The organism is Actinoplanes flavus, assembly GCF_017592555.1.
GTDB classification, from domain to species: Bacteria; Actinomycetota; Actinomycetes; order Mycobacteriales; family Micromonosporaceae; genus Actinoplanes; species Actinoplanes flavus.
In genome coordinates this window covers 40,420-56,956 of record NZ_JAGFNS010000027.1, presented here as the reverse complement: position 1 = coordinate 56,956, position 16,537 = coordinate 40,420, and the positions used below count along the sequence as shown (strand labels likewise).

General features: G+C 70.0%; 14 protein-coding genes. 5 read left to right on the top strand and 9 right to left on the bottom strand.

Annotated features, from left to right (window positions below):
• Nucleotides 1-20: 20 nt before the first annotated feature.
• Nucleotides 21-1,040, bottom strand: coding sequence for an aldo/keto reductase (locus J5X75_RS32685; RefSeq protein ID WP_208471476.1), 1,020 nt, complete (start codon nt 1,038-1,040; stop codon nt 21-23).
• Between the two features lie 101 nt (nt 1,041-1,141).
• On the opposite strand from J5X75_RS32685, the gene J5X75_RS32680 reads away from it, so the two are divergent.
• Nucleotides 1,142-1,702 (top strand): TetR/AcrR family transcriptional regulator, encoded by a 561-nt coding sequence (locus tag J5X75_RS32680; RefSeq protein WP_208471475.1) that lies wholly within the window; start codon nt 1,142-1,144, stop codon nt 1,700-1,702.
• 63 nt (nt 1,703-1,765) lie between these two features.
• Here J5X75_RS32680 and J5X75_RS32675 read toward each other — a convergent pair whose 3' ends face one another.
• Entirely contained in the window at nt 1,766-2,374 is a 609-nt protein-coding gene (locus J5X75_RS32675) for an NADPH-dependent FMN reductase (protein WP_208471474.1), read from the bottom strand.
• A 63-nt stretch (nt 2,375-2,437) separates the two neighbouring features.
• Here J5X75_RS32675 and J5X75_RS32670 point away from each other — a divergent pair, with 63 nt between their 5' ends.
• Complete coding sequence (locus tag J5X75_RS32670) at nt 2,438-2,806, top strand: MerR family transcriptional regulator (RefSeq protein ID WP_208471473.1); 369 nt, start codon at nt 2,438-2,440, stop codon at nt 2,804-2,806.
• Nucleotides 2,807-2,864: 58 nt separating this feature from the next.
• On the opposite strand, the gene J5X75_RS32665 is transcribed toward J5X75_RS32670, so the two are convergent.
• Nucleotides 2,865-4,745, bottom strand: coding sequence for a zinc metalloprotease (locus tag J5X75_RS32665; RefSeq protein ID WP_208471472.1), 1,881 nt, complete (start codon nt 4,743-4,745; stop codon nt 2,865-2,867).
• Between the two features lie 94 nt (nt 4,746-4,839).
• On the opposite strand from J5X75_RS32665, the gene J5X75_RS32660 reads away from it, so the two are divergent.
• Together J5X75_RS32660 and J5X75_RS32655 are read left to right on the top strand one after the other, a co-directional pair.
• A complete protein-coding gene (locus J5X75_RS32660; protein WP_208471471.1) occupies nt 4,840-5,598 on the top strand; it encodes an ABC transporter ATP-binding protein in 759 nt (252 codons plus the stop codon).
• Between the two features lie 212 nt (nt 5,599-5,810).
• Nucleotides 5,811-7,994, top strand: a complete 2,184-nt coding sequence (locus J5X75_RS32655; protein WP_208471470.1) for a hypothetical protein — start codon at nt 5,811-5,813, stop codon at nt 7,992-7,994.
• Nucleotides 7,995-8,502: 508 nt separating this feature from the next.
• Here J5X75_RS32655 and J5X75_RS32650 read toward each other — a convergent pair.
• Entirely contained in the window at nt 8,503-9,141 is a 639-nt protein-coding gene (locus J5X75_RS32650; protein ID WP_208471469.1) for a maleylpyruvate isomerase family mycothiol-dependent enzyme, read from the bottom strand.
• Between the two features lie 417 nt (nt 9,142-9,558).
• Nucleotides 9,559-10,116 carry a TetR/AcrR family transcriptional regulator gene (locus tag J5X75_RS32645; protein ID WP_208471468.1) on the bottom strand — a complete coding sequence of 186 codons (558 nt, stop codon included), beginning with the start codon at nt 10,114-10,116 and terminating at the stop codon, nt 9,559-9,561.
• A 24-nt stretch (nt 10,117-10,140) separates the two neighbouring features.
• Between J5X75_RS32645 and J5X75_RS32640 the strand changes: the two genes are divergently transcribed.
• Nucleotides 10,141-11,931, top strand: a complete 1,791-nt coding sequence (locus J5X75_RS32640; RefSeq protein ID WP_208471467.1) for an amidohydrolase family protein — start codon at nt 10,141-10,143, stop codon at nt 11,929-11,931.
• Between the two features lie 124 nt (nt 11,932-12,055).
• Here the strand turns inward: J5X75_RS32640 and J5X75_RS32635 are convergent, their stop codons facing one another.
• Genes J5X75_RS32635 through J5X75_RS32620 form a run of 4 tightly spaced genes read right to left on the bottom strand, consistent with a single transcriptional unit; the run spans nt 12,056 to nt 16,537 of the window.
• Entirely contained in the window at nt 12,056-13,411 is a 1,356-nt protein-coding gene (locus J5X75_RS32635) for a nitrate/nitrite transporter (protein ID WP_208471466.1), read from the bottom strand.
• A 2-nt stretch (nt 13,412-13,413) separates the two neighbouring features.
• The gene (locus J5X75_RS32630; RefSeq protein ID WP_208471465.1) at nt 13,414-13,731 is read right to left on the bottom strand and encodes a Rieske (2Fe-2S) protein; all 318 of its coding nucleotides are present in this window, start codon (nt 13,729-13,731) and stop codon (nt 13,414-13,416) included.
• Entirely contained in the window at nt 13,728-16,190 is a 2,463-nt protein-coding gene (nirB, locus tag J5X75_RS32625; RefSeq protein ID WP_208471464.1) for a nitrite reductase large subunit NirB, read from the bottom strand. The genes J5X75_RS32630 and nirB overlap by 4 nt, the downstream gene beginning before the upstream one ends.
• Nucleotides 16,190-16,537 (bottom strand): molybdopterin oxidoreductase, encoded by a 348-nt coding sequence (locus tag J5X75_RS32620; protein ID WP_208471463.1) that lies wholly within the window; start codon nt 16,535-16,537, stop codon nt 16,190-16,192. Before J5X75_RS32620 ends, nirB begins: the two co-directional genes overlap by 1 nt.

Genomic DNA, 16,537 nt, shown 5'->3' with positions numbered 1-16,537 from the left:
CGGCGGCTTTGGCGGGGTTCTCACCGGCGGCGCAGCGCGGCTTCCAGCAGGGCCGGCGGCGTGTCGAACTTCTCGTGCGCCGCCAGATCCACCCCGGGCGCGACGATCTCGTCGATCGCGTCCAGCACGTCCGCCGGCAGCACCGTGTCCGCGGCCGCGAGTTGCGCCTCCAGGTGGACCGTCGTGCGCGGTCCGATGATCGCGCTGGTCACCGCCGGGTGCGCGGTGACAAAGCCGAGGGCAAGCTGAATCATCGTGAGCCCGGCCTGGTCGGCGACCACGGCGAGCCGTTCGACGGCATCCATCCGGACCCGGTTGGACGCGATGGTGAGGTCGAAGCGCTCGGGCAGGACCGCCGAGCGGTTCGTGGTGATCTCCCGGCCAGCCCGGACCGCCCCGGACAACCAGCCCGAGGCGAGCGGGCTCCAGGCCAGCACGCCCATCCCGTAGTCCCGGGTGGCCGGCAGGACGTGGGCCTCGATACCGCGCTGGAGGATCGAGTAGCTGGGCTGCTCGGTGACGTAGCGGCCCAGACGGTGTTCCCGGGCCGCCCACTGCGCCTGCACGATCCGGTAGGCCGGGAACGTCGACGACCCGAAGTAGCGGATCTTTCCGGCCCGTTGCAGGTCGGTCAGCGCGGCCAGGGTCTCCTCGTCACTGGTCTCCGGATCCCACCGGTGGATCTGGTAGAGGTCGACGTGGTCGACGCCGAGGCGGCGCAGGCTGTCGTCGAGCGCCGTGCACAGCCAGCGGCGTGAGCCGCCCCGGTGGTTGGGGTTCTCGCTCATCGGCATGCTGGCCTTGGTGGCCAGCACGATGTCGTCGCGGCGACCGGCGATGGCCTTACCGACCATCTCCTCCGACTGGCCGTCGCTGTACCAGTCGGCGGTGTCGATCAGGTTGATGCCAGCGTCGAGGGCGGCGCCGATCATGGCCTCGGCGTCCCGCTGGGTGGTGTTCCCGATCCGGCCGAAGTTCATGGCGCCGAGCACGAGGGCGCTGACCTGCACGCCGGTGCGGCCGAGGGTGCGGTACTGCATGGCGGTCTCCTCAGGTAACGTGAGTGGAACCGGAACCGCGTTCCGGTAACCAACATACGGAACCATGTTCCGTTTACCAACGGGAGTGACGGAGGCAACAGGTGACCGCCGTGCCGCGGAAACGGGCCGACGCCCGCCGCAACGAGCAGACCCTGCTGGACGCGGCCGCCGCGGCGTTCGTGACATCCGGCGTCGACGCCCCGGTCCGCGACATCGCCTTCCGCGCCGGGGTCGGCGTCGGCACCATCTACCGCCACTTCCCGACCCGCGCCGACCTGATCGTCGCCGTCTACCGGCACCAGGTGGAGGCCTGCGCCGAGGCCGGGCCCGCGCTGCTCACCGACAGCGCGACCCCGCACGAGGCGCTGGCCCGCTGGATCGACCTGTTCGTCGACTTCCTGATCACCAAGCACGGCCTGCCCGAGGCGCTGCGTTCCGGCGACGCCACCTTTGAGACGCTGCACGCCTATTTCCTGGACCGGCTTGTACCGGTCTGCGACACCCTGCTGGCCGCCGCCACCACGGCCGGCCAGGTGATTCCCGGCGTAGGCGCCTACCAACTGCTGCGCGCGGTCGGCAACCTCTGCATCGGCGCCGGCAGCGACGACCGGTACGACCCACGCCGGATGGCCGCCCTCCTGGTCGCCGGCCTGGCGCAATGAGCCCGGCCATCGCCGTGTGGATCCCACTCCCCCACCGCCGGTCCGGTTCGGTGTGGGGTGGCATCAGCGGGCGTAGGGGCGCTCGCGGCGGGCGGTGCGCAGCAGGCCGGCCCACCAGGCGAGTTCGTGGACGGCCGCTCCGAACGCCTCGGTCACGTCGGCCGGCGGCGTGTAGCCGGCCGGGCCCAGGTCGGACCACGGCCGGCTCAGGCCGACGACCCGGCGGGTGGTGACGACGTGCAGCTCGGCGAAGACGCCGCGCAGGTGCTCGGTGGCGAGTAGGCCACCCTGAGCGCCGTACGAGAGAACGGTGGCCGGCTTGAACATCCACTCCCGATAGTGCCAGTCGATGAGCCGCTTGAGGCTCGCCGGATAGCTGTGGTTGTACTCCGGGGTGACGAACACGTAGGCGTCGGCGGCGTGGATGCGCTCGGCGAGCGGCGAGCCGGGGCTGCCGCCGGGACGCAGTCCGCCGTCGTCGGGCAGCACGCACTCGGCGCAGTCGATCAGGTCCACTTCGGCGCCGGCGGCCGCGGCGCCGAACGCCGCCCACTCGGCGAGGGCCCGCCCGATCCGCTGGTCACGGACGCTGGCGGAGATTACCGCGAGCCGCAGTGGCTCGTCGCCGGCGGCGGTGTCGGTGGGCAGGTCGGCAAGGGACGTCTCAGTCATGTGATCCACCCTCGGCCTTCAACATATGTTGAAGTCAAGAGCGGCGCGGAGCAGGATGAGGAGATGAGCGCACGACTCTCCACTGCCTACACCCTGACGGTCGGGGAGGTCGCCGCGGAAAGCGGTGTCGCGCCCTCCGCGGTCCGCTTCTACGAGCAGCACGGCGTCATCAGGGCCGAGCGCACCTCCGGTGACCAGCGCCGGTTCAGCGCCGACGCGGCCTGCCGGATCCGGGTGGCGAAGGTGGCGCAGCGGGTCGGCCTCACCGTCCGGGAGATCGCCGAGGTGTTCGCCGCGCTGCCCGGGAATCCCGCTCCCGAGGATTGGGGACGCGTCGCGGAGACCCTGATCAGGGAAGCGGAGCAACGGACGGCGGCGCTTCGCGCGTACCTCTCGGAAATGCGCTCCGGAGAGCGACTCTGCGATCTGTGAGTGACCACCCGCGGGGTTGCGGCGCCGGCCCCGGGACGAACCGGGGCCGGCGCGGCGGTCACGGCTGGCTGCGCGGGCTCTCCGGAGCCAGCGTGTCGATGAACTCGTGGGTGTCGTGGACCTTGCTGCTCGTGCGGGCCTGCTCGGCCTCGGCGCGCATCTGCGCCGACACCGCGCCGGCGTCGACGCCCGGGATCGCGGCGACCGTGCTGTAGGCCTTGTCGGCCAGTACGTACGCGGCCCGGTAGTCGTGCGACGCGAACGCCTTCGACGCGCCCCCCAGCAGCAGGTCGGCGGCCCTCAGCGCGGTCCGCCCCTTACCGGCCGGGACGGTCGCGGCGAGCCGGTTCGCGGCCTCCCAGTAGGCGGCGGTCAGGAACCGGTCGCTGTTGTCCCGGTCGAACTGGCTGAAGTCCCAGTTCAGGTCGATGTAGCTCATCATCGAGTTGTTCTCGTCGCCGGCGTTGGCGAAGTAGAACTCGCCCTCCGGGCCGTAGTCGACGCCGGTGGCGCTGTCGTAGCCGTCGTGCGGGTGGCTCATGCCCAGGTGGTGGCCGACCTCGTGGATCTGGGTGGTGGTCAGGCCGTAGCCGGAGGCGACCACGTCCGGGGAGACGAACGAGAACACGTAGCTCTGGTCGCCGTCGACATAGTTGTCGTCGGCGAACCCGAGGCCCGGCGTGTCCACGCCCGCACCGACCGCGTAGTTGAACAGCGGGATCTCGTAGTCCACCTTGCCCTGGTCGTCGAGGGCCCGGTCGAGGTTCTCGGTGTTGTAGAGGTAAAGGTTGGCGAGCGCCGGGTAGCCGGTGTCCGGGTAGCACGACTCGCCGGTCAGCGCACCGAGGTAGCACTCCTCGGCGCGGGCGTCGTACGGCAGATCCTGCAGGTCATGACTGAACCGATTGCGCCAGCGCAGTTCACTCAACTCGTCGACGAGCAGCTTCGGCGATATGTACTTCGCCGACGCGTCAACACCGGGCCAGCCCTCGTACGTGTTGTTGTCAATGTTGAGCGTCCGCGGCGGCTCGGCCGTCGGCAATTCCGGCGGATACAGCGGGGACGTGGTGAACAGCAGGTTCAGCGCCACGTACCGGGTGAGTTTGCCGAGGTCGCCGGCGAGCGCGGACGGCGAACGGAAGCCACCGGTGGCGTACTCCCAGGTCGGCGGCATCCGGTAGTCGACCACGCCGTCGCCGTCGAGGTCCGGGTTGTCGACGTCGAAGTTGCTGGTCCAGGACTCCGGGCCGGCCGACAGGTCGTGGAACCAGACCCGCCGGGTGGCGCCCAGGCCGGTCTCCTCGTCGTCGGCGGTGGTGCCGCCCCAGGCGATCAGCTTGCGGCTCTCCCGCTGGACACCGAAGTCGTAGCCGGTGTCCGGGTCGGGTTCACCGGTCTTCGTGTAGACGTGGTGCCGGAAGTCGGCACGCCCGTACCAGTTGATGAAGAAGACGGTGTTGCGGCGGGTGTCCACACCGGCCGGCGGGTGGAAGGCCAGCCACTTCTCCACGCTCGGCGCGTCGATCGTGTGGTTGTCCGCGATGTCCAGGACGTTGTTCGCCTGGTCGTTGTAGGCCTGCTGGTAGGCGGTCAGCGGCGCCGGCTTCGCCAGTTTGGCGAGCTGTTCGAAGAACTGGTCCTCGTACGGCTTGCCGGTGTACGTGAGGCGGTAGTCGTACCGGTACTTGATGCCGAGCTTCTCGGTCACGCCGTACCACAGCCGGGAACGGACCACCGGCTCGTACTCCCCGGCCAGCTCGGCCAGGAAGCCGGACTTCGCCACCTGGGCCGGCTCGTAGCCGACGAACACCACGTTGACCGGCACCTTCTCGGCGAGGCGTGGCTGACCGCCCGGCTGCAGATAGCCGAACGACGGCGCGGCCGCGGCGGAGCCGGCGGGTCCCACCGACGCCGCCACGATGGCCGCGACCACCGTCACGGTGAAAGATCGTCTCCATCCCATGTGGACACGCTGCCATCAACGTTGACCGATGGGAACCCCCGTGGTTCAGACATTGACTATCCTGACGGTCATGCCATCCCCAGCCCTGGAGATCCGCGGACTCTGCAAGACTTTCGGGACATTCCGGGCGGTGGACAAGATAGACCTCGTCGTCCGGCCCGGCACCTTCCACGGCATCGTCGGTCCCAACGGCGCGGGCAAATCCACCACGATCGGCATGGCCGTCGGACTCGTCGTCCCCGACGCGGGCGAGATCCGCATCCTCGGCGTCGACGCGCTGCGCGACCGGGACGCCGCCCGCAACCTCACCGGCGTCCTGCCCGACGGGCTCGACCTGCCGGAACGCCTCACCGGCGCGGAACTGCTGCGCTACAGCGCCGGGCTGCGCGGCCTGTCCCGCGGCGCCGCCGCCGAACGCGTCACCGAACTCATCCAGGTCCTCGGCATCACCAAGGCGGCCGTCACCCCGCTGGCCGACTGCTCCACCGGCAACCGCAAGAAGGTCGGCCTGGCCCAGGCCCTGCTGCACGCGCCCCGCCTGCTGGTACTCGACGAGCCGTTCGAGGCGGTCGACCCGGTGTCCGCGGCCGGCATCCGCCGGGTGCTGCGCCGCTTCGTCGACGGCGGCGGCACGTGCGTACTGTCCACCCACTCGATGATGCTGGTCGAGCAGATGTGCGACGAGGTCACCGTCATCCACCAGGGCCGCGTGGTGGCCGCCGGGCCGGTCGCCGAGGTGGCCGGCGGCATCCCCTTGGAGGACCGCTTCGTCGAACTGGTCGGCGCCGAGGCCGAAGGCGCCGACGGTCTGGGCTGGCTGGTCCGGTGAGTGAGGCCGCTCGCCCATCCACACCCACGGGCGGCGACGCCCCGAACAAGGCCATGAACCCACCCTCAGCCCCCGACAGCGACGACGCGACGCCCCAGGCCACCAACCCGCACACAACCCCGAACACCAACGCGACGAACCAGCACACACCTCAAGACGGCAACGCAACGAGCGAGACCACGAACCCACCCTCAGCCTCAAGCGGCGACGCGATGGCCACGGTCACGAGCCCACTCTCAACCCTCGATGACGACGCCACCAGCAAGGCCGCGGGATCGGGGCGGGCCGGGATCGGTGCGATGAGCGCGGCCGGTGTCGTCGCCCGGATGCGGGTCGCGATGCTGCGGCGCTCGCTGCGCGAGCATCCCGGTCCGGCGGTGGCGGGCCTGTGCGGTCTACTCGCGGCCGCATGGCTGATCCGGTACGCGATGAGCGGTGACCAGCACACCCTCTCCATCCTGGCGGGCACCTGGGTGCTCGGCTGGATCGTGCTCCCACTGATGCTGGGCGGCGGCCGCGGCCGGGTCCGCCCCTCCCATTTGCGCCTGGAGCCGGTCAGCGGCGCCACGGCGGCGGCCGGTCTGCTCGCCGCGTCCGCGGTCGGCATCGGCCCGGTGGTCTCCCTGATCGCGCTGGGGTCACTGCCGGTACACGCGGTCCGGTACGGTCCGGACGGTGTCCTGGTCGCCGCGCTCGGGGCGCTGCTGCTGTGGCTGACCGGCCTGATCGGCTCGGCGGTCGCCCTGGAGACGGTCGGCCACGCCGGCGGCCCGGTCGGCGCCGTCGTGACCGGCGCCTTCACCGGCACCGTGATGGGCGTGCTCGGCTCGGTGTGGGCGGTCGCGCCGTGGATCACGGTCCTGCTCGACCGGACGCCTGAGCACATCGCCCGCTGGCTGCGCTACTTCCCCGGCAGTTGGCCGGTGACCGCGGTGTCCGGCCCGCCGCTCCAGAGCCTCTGGATGATCACCGGCCTGGTGCTGCTGGTCGTGGCCGCGGGCGCCACCTATGTGGCACTGGTCCGGCGAACCCTCGTGGCCGGCATCTCGTGGCGCCCCCGCCGCACAGCGGGCCTCCGCCCCGAACCCGCCCCGGGCCCGACTCCCCCACCCATCGCCACCAACAAGGTCAACGCCGGCGACCCCGTCAACGCAATCAGCCCCGTCCACACAAGCAGCACTGTCAATACGAACAGTGCAGTCAATACGAACAGCGCAATCAACATGGGCAGCGCAGTCGACGCCGGCAATGGCATCGACACCGAGAGCGCCGTCAACACCGGCAGCGCGGTCAACATCAGCGGTGTCGTCGACACCGACAGTGCGGGAAGCACTGGTGATGCTGTGGGTGTGGGCAGTTCGGAGAACGCGCGCGATGCAGTGAGTGTGTGGCGGCTGCCGGGCGGCTGGTGGGGGCCCGGGCCGGTGTGGGCGGTCGCTGGGCGGGAGCTGCGTACCTGGGTGCGGCATCCGCTCCGCGTGCAGTATCTGGCGTTCGCGGTCGTCTACGGGGCGCTGCTCGCCGGGCTGCCGATGCTCGCCGACGCGGATCTGCTCGTGCCGTGGGCCGGGGTCTTCACCGCACTGTGGGCGGCGGCCATGTCGGCTGGGCTCGTCGGGCTGGACGGTACCGCACTGTGGATGCCGCTCACCGTTCCCGGCGGGGAGCGGGCCGAGGTGCGCGGGCGGGCGCTCGCCTGGCTGCTTCTGGTCACCCCGATCGCGCTGTTGCTGACGGTCGGCGGAAATCTTGTCGCTCCGCATGTCGACCCGTTGCCCGCGCTCACGGTGCTGCCCGCCGTGCTGGGGGCGGGTGCCACGGTGCCGGTGTGGGTGTCGCTGCTGCGGGTTCGGCCGGTACCCGATCCGCGGCATCCCACCTCGGCCGACAATCCGACCGACATCATCAGCGTGCTGGTGGCGTCCGGTGCGGCCGTGATCGCGTCGTCCGTACCGATGGCGTTGTTGATCTGGGGTCCGGAGGGCCTGCGCTGGCTCGCTCCGCTGGCCGGAGTCGCGGCCGGCGCCGGCGCCTGGTGGGGTGGCGCGTGGCTGGCCGACGACCGGATGGCCAACCGTGGCGCCGAGGTGCTCACCGAGGCCGGGAAACGCACGCGCGCGCCGGAAACGCCGATCCCGATGAAGTGGGACGCTGACTGGTACCGGGAGAACCGCTCCACCGCCTGGGCTCTGGTGCTGCTGACCGTCGGCTGGATCCCGGTCGTTCCCCAGGGTCTGATGGTGTTGGTGTTCGACATCTCCGGCGGGTGGATCGTGGCGTCGCACCTGGAGGGTGGCGCCCAGACCGGCACGGCCGTCGCGATGGCCGTCCTGGGCGGTGCGATGCTGCTGGCCGGTCTGGTGCTGTGGGGTCGCCGTCCCCGTCCGGCGGGGTGAACGACGGCGCGGATGAGGCCCGGCGGCCTGGCCCCTTCCTCGCGCGGCCCCGGACCGCGAAAGGTCTCCCGACCGCTTTCGTGGTGCGGGTCGCGCCGGTGACGCCACCCGCACCTGTCTACACATCGATCTTGGACGATTCACCACCGTTCCCGGTGGCTTAACGTCCAAGGTCGCGCGGTCAGATGGGTATGAGAGGCGCAACGTCCAAGGTCGTGCGGTGACATAGGCGCGGGAGACGCAGCGCCCGAGGCCACGCGGCCAGATGGGTGCAGAAGGCGCAACCTCCAAAGTCGTGCGGTCACATAGGCGCGGGAGACGCAGCGCCCGAGGCCACGCGGCCAGATGGGTGCAGAAGGCGCAACGTCCAAGGTGTGCGGTCACATAGGCGCGGGAGACGCAGCGCCCGAGGCCACGCGGCCAGATGGGTGCGGAAGGCGCAACGTCCAAGGACACGCGGTCCGGTGAGTGTGGGAGGCGCAGCATGCTGCCCGGAACGTGAAGGTCTCTAGCGGAGGCGGGCGGCACGGGCGACGAGGAGTTCGGCGCCTGGGCCGGTGAGCTGCGGTAGTGCGATCGTGCGACCGGTGACGACCAGGAGCAGAGCGGCGATCGGGCCGCGGGCCTCAGGGCCGTCGCCGTGGGACCAGTCCACGTCCGTGGCGGTCAGGCGGAGGCCGTCCGCGGTGCGTGCCGCCGGGTCGGGCGGCGGGAAACGCATGGTGAGGATCCGTTGGGTGGCGACGGCGGCCGCCTCCGGCGGCATCGGGTGGACGCGACCGAGGGGCAGTGCGATGTCCTGCCCATGGACCAGCAGGTCGATGAGCGTCTCCAGCGGGGTGACCCCGATGTTGCGGCGGCGCAGGGCCGCGGTGTCGCGGATCTCGGCGACGAGCTCCCGCGGGGTACGGGCTGACGCGCGGCGGCGGGCCATTTCCTGAATCGTCGGGTGCATGCCGCCCTTCCAGGACCGGAGCAGCGCGGGCAGGTCACGCAGGCCCAGCTGCTGAAGGGTGAGATGGGCGGCGACGTCGTGGATCGTCCATCCGGCACAGAGGGACGGCCGGTTCCAATCGTCGGCGGCGAGGCTGTCGAGCAGATCGGCGACGGCGATCCGCTGCCGGTGGATTTCGGGCCATGGGTCCATCTCGATGACCTCCTGGTAGACCGATGGAACGGGCGGGAAAGGCCGGCCCGAACGGCCGACCGGAACAACAACCCGGCGCGCGAGCCGGAACAACGACCCGGAAACCGACCGGAACCACAGCCACCCGACGCACGAGCCGGAACAACGACCCGACCGACCGGAATCAGAGCCATCCGACACGCGAGCCGGAACAACAACCCGGAAACCGACCGGAACCACAGCCATCCGACACGCGAACCGGAACAACAACCCGGGGGCCTGCCGACTTCTGGCCGCTGTGCACTGTGGACGTGATCCGGACAGGTGCCCGGGAGAGCGGAAGGACGGAACAGTAGGAGAAGACGCGGGCGGGATCAGGGCAAGGAGCCGGGACTTCGGTCTTTCAGCAACGCTGGAACGGCCCAGAACCGAGCCGCCTCATGGTGTGAGAACGGCCTCGGCGAGGGCGGTGAACTGGGCGGACGGGTCGAAGTCGGGATCGGGCATGGCCAATTCGTGCAGGACGGCGCCGGTCCAGTGGTTCATCAGGATCGGGGCGTGGCGTTCGGGATCGGTGGAGCCGGCGAACCGCAACCAGGCCATGAACCAGGTGTTGACCCGGCCGCCGGTCTCCCGCAGCCGGGCCCGCAACTCCGGCTGGATGCCGGCTTCCACGAGCATGGCATAGCGGGCCAGCGTCAGCGTCCGGCTGGGCCCGGTGGCCTCCCGGGCGAACAACGTCATGAGCAGGGCGAACTCCCGCGGCGTCGCGGGTGGGACACCGAACGCGAGCCGCTCCCAGTTGGCCGTTTCCCGTTCGGTGAAACGTTCGGCGACCGCTTCCAGGAGCGCGTCTCGGGTGCGGAACAGGTTGGACGTGGAACCGGCGGGCAGGCCGGCGGCGGCGTCGACCCTGCGGTGGGTGAGGCCGTGGATGCCGGATTGACCGAGTACCTCGATGGCGGCGTCGAGGAGCTCGTCCCTTCTGCTTCCCATGCCACCCAAACTACCATCGTAGTCATGCGGACTACCAAGGTAGTACGGCAGGCCTTCCGGGCTGATCTGGCGTTCGACGGCGAGCGAGAGCTGCCCGGCGGCGCCCTGGTCCTGGTCGAGCAGGGGTTGATCACCGGGGTGGAGCCGGGTGCCGCACCCGCTCCGGACGGGTGGCCGGAGTGGCACGAGCCGGGCACCACGCTGCTGCCGGGCCTGATCGACGCGCACACCCACCTGTGTGGCAACAGCGAGGCGGACGCCCTCGACCGGCTGCCCGGCCTCGGCCGTGCCGAGCTGGACGAGGCGATCGAGGCGTCGCTGTCCGTGCAGCTGGCGGCCGGTGTCACGGCGGTTCGCGACCTCGGCGACCAGGACTGGGCGGTGGTCGACCGGCACCGTGGCAGCCGTCCGGCCCGTCCGCACGTGGTCGCGGCCGGGCCGCCGATCACCACACCGGACGGTCACTGCGCGGCGATGGGTGGCGGCGTGCGGGGCGTGGCGGAGCTGCGGCGGGCGGTGCGGGAACGGGCCGAGCACGGCGCCGATCTGGTCAAGGTGATGGCGACCGGCGGCCTGGCGACCATCGGCACCGATGTCCGGGCCTGCCAGTTCACCGGTGAGGAGCTGCGGGCCGTGGTCGGCGAGGCGCACCGGCTGGGGCTGCCGGTCACCGCGCACGCGCACGCCACCGCCGGGGTCCGGCAGGCGGTCGCGGCCGGTGTGGACGGCATCGAGCACTGCACCTGCCTGGGGCCGGGCGGAGCGCGTACGCCGCCGGGGCTGGCCGAACAGATCGCGGCGGCCGGGATCGTGGTCTGCCCGACGGTGGGTCACGACTTCGGGCCGACCGGGAAGCCGCCTCCGGAGGTGGCCGAGCGGATGGCCCGGGCCGGGTTCGACCTGAGCCGGCGGCGCGAGCAGGTCGGCGAGCTGTTCCGGGGCGGGGTGACGATGATCAGTGGCGTGGACTCGGGGATTCATCCGGCGAAACCACACGGCTTTCTCCACCGTACGATCGCGGAATTGGTGGAATGCGGCGTGCCGGTGGTCGCGGCACTGGCCTCGGCCACCGCGTTGGCCGCGCGCGCCTGTGGGATCGCGGACCGGACCGGCCGGCTGCGACCGGGCCTTGCGGCGGATCTGGTGATCGTGCGCGGCGATCCGATCCGCGACGTGGCCGCGCTGGGTTCGGTGCGCGCGGTGGTCCGTGCCGGTGAGTTCGTTCGACCGGCGGCGGGCCGCCCCCCTGGCGGGGTGCGGCCCTCGGCCGATCGAGCGGTGCGCTCAGTTCTTCTTCCACGGACCACGGGGGCCCTGGTCACGGTCGTTCGGACCGTCGTTCCAGCGGTTGTCGTTCGGGCCGTCGTTCCAGCGGTTGTCGTTCGGACCGTCGTTCCAGCGGTTGCCCTTCGGGCCGTCGTTCCAGTCCCGGTCACGGTCGTTGAACCCGAAGCCGTAGGAGACCTTCAGCGCCCACTCACCGCGGTGGAGGCCACGGTAGACGCGGAAGCAGGTGTACCGCTCCCAACGGTGCTGCCAGACGCCGGACTTGCCGATCCGGTGGCAGGTTCGCGGGCTGCGGTAGAACCCGTGGAGCCGCTCGCGGCTCTTGAAGCCCTTCTGCTGCGTCGCGGCGGCCTTCGGCTTGGCGTCGACGGCGGCCGGGCCCGCCGGGGAGGCGACCGCGGGGCCGGCGGAGATGGCCAGGCCGGCGGCCGCGGCCACGCCCGTCATGACGAGCGCACGCGTCATCTTGTTCATCGAATCACTCTTTCCGTAAGAAAGGGTAACTTCTGGACAAGTTGGATCTTATGAACCGCCGCGATCGCCGACCGGGAACACGCACACCACGTTCGAGTGATCTATTCCGAAACCTCCCCCGGACAGCCGAAGAGCCCTCCCCCGAAAAGGGGAGGGCTCTTCGGCTGAAAGTGGAACGTCAGACCGCGATCTTCGTACGGGCTGCCGGGCGGAGGTAGACCACCCAGGTGATCAGCACGCAGAGCGCGTAGAAACCGATGAACGCCATGTACGCGGCGTCGGCGTCCTTGTAGGTCAGGAACGACTGGCGGAAGGCCAGGTTGACCAGAACACCACCGACCGCGCCGATCGCGCCGGCGATGCCGATGACCGCACCGGAGACCCGGCGGGCGCGCGGCTCGTCACCGGCGTACTTCTGCTTGAAGATCGCCGGGATCATCTTGTACGTCGAACCGTTGCCCAGTCCGCTGAGGATGAACAGCGTGATGAAGCCGACCAGGTAGAGCGGCAGCGACCGCTGCTGCGCCGCGAACAGGACGATCGAGGCGCCCACCGCCATGGCGAGGAAGTTGACGAAGGTGACCTTCGCGCCACCGAGCTTGTCGGCCAGCGCCCCACCGAACGGGCGGATCAGCGAACCCAGCAGCGGCCCGAGGAAGGTCAGGTAGGCGGCCTTGATCGGCGTGTTGAACGTCTCCGCGAACTGCACCTGGAGCACCTGGCCGAACGCGAACCCGAAGCCGATGAACGACCCGAAGGTGCCGATGTAGAGCACCGACATGATCCAGGTGTGGCCCTCCTTGGCGGCGGCGCGCATGCCGCCCTTCTCGTTGCGGGCCTGGGTCAGGTTGTCCATGTAGATCGCCGAGCCGAGCGCCGCGAGCACGATCAGCGGGATGTAGATGCCGGCGACCAGGCCCGGGTTGTCGGCGCCGAAGACCGCCAGGACGAACAGGCCGACCAACTGCACCGCCGGGACGCCGATGTTGCCGCCGCCGGCGTTGATGCCGAGCGCCCAGCCCTTGAGCCGGTCCGGGTAGAAGGCGTTGATGTTCGCCATCGAGGAGGCGAAGTTGCCGCCGCCGACGCCGGCCAGTGCCGCCAGGATCAGCAGGGTGTTGTACTCGACCCCCGGCTGGATCATGAAGGACATCAGCACCGACGGGATCAGCAGCAGCGACGCGCTGACGATCGTCCAGTTCCGGCCGCCGAACTTCGCCACCGCGAACGTGTACGGAATCCGCAGCGCCGCGCCGACCAGCGTGGGAACGGCGGTGAGCAGGAACTTCTGGGCCGGGTCGAAGCCGTACTGCGGGCCGAGGAAGAGCACCATCACCGACCAGAGCGACCACACCGAGAAGCCGATGTGCTCGGAGAAGATCGAGAAGATCAGGTTGCGCTTGGCGATCTTCTTACCGCCGGCTTCCCAGAACTCCCGGTCCTCGGGCCGCCAGTCGTCGATCCAGTGACCCTTGAGTGTCGCGGCGTCGGGTCTCGCGGCCGTGATGTCGGCGGCGGGCAATGTCGCAGTCATGTTCAGTCTCCCAGAATGATGTGACCGTCATCGACCCGGACCGGGTAGACGTTGATCGGGGGCTGGCCGGACTGGGAACACCCGGTGGAGAGGTCCCATGCGTACAGATGCAGGGGGCAGACGACAACCTTGTTGTCGATCTGTCCATCCGCGAGCGGGCCGCCCTTGTGCGGGCAGACCGCCGACACCGCGCGAAGGGAGCCGTCGCGGAGGCGGAAGACGGCGATCATGTCGGGCCCGACGGCGTAGGTGCGTCCTTCGCCGAACGGGATCTCGTCGATCGGGCCGAGGATGGTCGTTTCGATGGGGGCGATGGTCATGAGCGCACCGGAACCTGGGGGAGAACGGTCAGGGGAAGAGAGGTACGGAACTGGCCGGGCGTGGCCGGGACGGCCCGCTCCTTCCAGGGGTCCTTGTAGGCCTGCACGGCCTCTTCGATCGCGGCGTCCAGAGCCTCGGCGATGCCCTCGGCGTCGTCGACGACCACCGCGCGGATCTTCTCGATGCCGACCCGCGGAACCCACGCGTACGTGCGCTCCAGCCAGTTGGCGTTCTCGCGGTAGTACTGCAGGAACCGGCCGGTCAGCCGGATCACTTCTTCCGGCGAGTCCACCGTGGCGAGCAGGTCGCCCTTGCGGACGTGGGCGCCGGCGGCACCGCCGACGTAGATCTCCCACCGGCCGCCGTCGATCGCGACGACACCCAGATCCTTGACGTACGCCTCAGCGCAGTTCCGCGGGCATCCGGTGACCGCCAGCTTCATCTTGCCGGGACCCTCCAGCCCCTGGAACCGCTCCTCGATCGCGATGCCCAGCGCCGTCGAGTCACCGACACCGAACCGGCAGAAGTCGGAGCCGACACAGGTCTTCACGGTGCGGAAGCTCTTCGCGTAGGCGTACCCGGACGGGATGTCGAGGTCCGCCCAGATCGCCGGCAGCTGCTCCTTCGGGATGCCGAGCAGGTCGATGCGCTGGCCGCCGGTGAGCTTCACCATCGGCACGTTGTACCTCTCGGCCACCTCGGCGATCCGCTTCAGCTCGGCCGGGGTGGTGACACCGCCCTTCATCTGCGGGACCACCGAGAAGGTGCCGTCCTTCTGGATGTTGCCGTGCACCCGGTCGTTGATGAACCGGGCGTCGCGCTCGTCGATGTACTGGTCGGCCCACATCATCTTGAGCAGCGAGGCCAGGCCCATCTTGCTCTTGGCGTCGTGCTCGCCGCCCGGCACCAGCTTCTCGAAGACGGCCGAGACGCTCTTCAGCTCGTACTTGCGGATCGCGGCCATCAGCTCCGGCTTCGGCATCGGTACGCCCGGCACGTACCAGGACGCGGCCGGGTCCTCCTCGGCCTCGCCGCCGGCGGCCCACTCGACGATCCGCTGCACCAGCGGCTTGCAGGTGCCGCAGCCCTTGCCCGCGCGGGTCTTGTCCATCACGCCGCTGACCGTCTTGCAGCCGGCGTTGACGACACCGCAGATGGCGCCCTTGCTGACGCCGTTGCAGTTGCAGACCTGGGCGTCGTCCGGCATGTCCTCCGGTTTGACGTCGCCGGCCGGCCCGCCGATGTCGAACAGCAGCTCGGCGCGCTCCTCCGGCAGGGCCTGGGCGCGGTCGAACGACTGGATCAGGCTGGCGGCCTTGCTGTTGTCGCCGACCAGGATCGCGCCGACCAGCGCGCCCTCACGGATGATGAGCTGCTTGTAGACGCCCTTCTTCGGCTCGTTGTAGATGATCACCTCGTCGTCGTCGGTCTCCGGGGCGATGAGGCCCATCGAGGCGACGTCGATGCCGGCGACCTTGAGCTTGGTGGAGAGCTTCGAGCCGGTGTAGGCGGCCTCGGTGTCCCGGCCGGTGATGTGGTCGGCGAGCACCTTCGCCTGGTCCCACAGCGGCGCGACCAGGCCGTACAGGTTGCCGCGGTGCTGGGCGCACTCACCGACCGAGTAGATGTCGTCCTCGTCCTGCACCCGCATCTGGTCGTCGACCACGATGCCGCGCTCGACGGTCAGCCCGCTGTCCGCGGCGACCTGGGTGTTCGGCCGGATGCCCGCGGCGATCACCACGACGTCGCACGGGATCACCGTGCCGTCGGCCAGTTTGACGCCGGTGACCCGGTCCTTGCCGAGGATCTCGGTCGTCATCGCGTTGGTGATGACCTTGATGCCGAGCTTGTTCTCGACGCTGGCCTGCAACATGTGGCCGGCCTTCTCGTCCAGCTGCCGTTCCATCAGGTGGCCCATGGCGTGCAGCAACGTCACCTCGCTGAGATGGTTCTGCAGGCCGCGGGCCGCCTCCAGGCCGAGCAGGCCGCCGCCGATCACGACCGCGCGCTCGTGGTCCCGGGCGTAGCGGATCATGCCGCGGGTGTCGTCGAGCGTCCGGAACGCGAAGACGCCCTGGTGGAAGCCGCGCTTCGGGTTGTGGATGTTCTTGATCGGCGGCGTCCACGAGGACGATCCGGTCGCGATGATCAGCTTGTCGTACGGGGTGGCCGTCCCGTCCGTCGCGTACACCACCTTGGCGAACCGGTCGATCCGCTCGATCCGCACACCGGCGTTCAGGGTGATCCCGTTGTCCTGGTACCAGGCCAGGTCGTTGAGGTAGATGCCCTCTTCGCTCTCCACACCCGCCAGCAGGTTGGAGAGCATGATCCGGTTGTAGTTGCCGTACGGCTCGTCACCGAACATCGTGACGGTGAAGTCGCCGTTGCGGGCGAGGATCTCCTCCACCGTACGGGCGCCCGCCATGCCGTTGCCGATGACGACAAGTCGCTGGGTCATCAGATCTCCACCAGTCCGAGGTCCACGATCACATGTCCGTTCAGTCCGGCCGGCGCGGCGAGCCGAAGCTCCACCGTGGTGCCACCGGCGAGGTCCTCCAGCACCCGCAGCGGCACGTGGACGTCGCTCTTCGCGCCGACCGGGAAGTACCGCATGGGTGCTCCGTCGCGCACCAGCACGACGCAGATCAGTTCGTCCGAGGCGTTCCCGCCACGGAAGTAGACGGCCTGCGCGGTCGCACCGGCCGGAACGGTGTAGCTGAGAGCCGCGCCGAGCGGGGCCGGCTCGTCCAGGCCCTTGCCCTCGAAGGCGAACACGCCCTGCAGGAAGCGAGGTGTGGAGTACAT

What these genes read in the sequence shown, in the direction of transcription:
- J5X75_RS32650 (WP_208471469.1), bottom strand. Translation starts at nt 9,141, where the DNA reads ATGGACCCATGGCCCGAAATCCACCGGCAGCGGATCGCCGTCGCCGAT.
- J5X75_RS32660 (WP_208471471.1), top strand. Translation starts at nt 4,840, where the DNA reads ATGCCATCCCCAGCCCTGGAGATCCGCGGACTCTGCAAGACTTTCGGG.
- nirB (WP_208471464.1), bottom strand. Translation starts at nt 16,190, where the DNA reads ATGACCCAGCGACTTGTCGTCATCGGCAACGGCATGGCGGGCGCCCGT.
- J5X75_RS32655 (WP_208471470.1), top strand. Translation starts at nt 5,811, where the DNA reads ATGGCCACGGTCACGAGCCCACTCTCAACCCTCGATGACGACGCCACC.
- J5X75_RS32670 (WP_208471473.1), top strand. Translation starts at nt 2,438, where the DNA reads ATGAGCGCACGACTCTCCACTGCCTACACCCTGACGGTCGGGGAGGTC.
- J5X75_RS32630 (WP_208471465.1), bottom strand. Translation starts at nt 13,731, where the DNA reads ATGACCATCGCCCCCATCGAAACGACCATCCTCGGCCCGATCGACGAG.
- J5X75_RS32640 (WP_208471467.1), top strand. Translation starts at nt 10,141, where the DNA reads ATGCGGACTACCAAGGTAGTACGGCAGGCCTTCCGGGCTGATCTGGCG.
- J5X75_RS32645 (WP_208471468.1), bottom strand. Translation starts at nt 10,116, where the DNA reads ATGGGAAGCAGAAGGGACGAGCTCCTCGACGCCGCCATCGAGGTACTC.
- J5X75_RS32635 (WP_208471466.1), bottom strand. Translation starts at nt 13,411, where the DNA reads ATGACTGCGACATTGCCCGCCGCCGACATCACGGCCGCGAGACCCGAC.
- J5X75_RS32620 (WP_208471463.1), bottom strand. Translation starts at nt 16,537, where the DNA reads ATGTACTCCACACCTCGCTTCCTGCAGGGCGTGTTCGCCTTCGAGGGC.
- J5X75_RS32685 (WP_208471476.1), bottom strand. Translation starts at nt 1,040, where the DNA reads ATGCAGTACCGCACCCTCGGCCGCACCGGCGTGCAGGTCAGCGCCCTC.
- J5X75_RS32675 (WP_208471474.1), bottom strand. Translation starts at nt 2,374, where the DNA reads ATGACTGAGACGTCCCTTGCCGACCTGCCCACCGACACCGCCGCCGGC.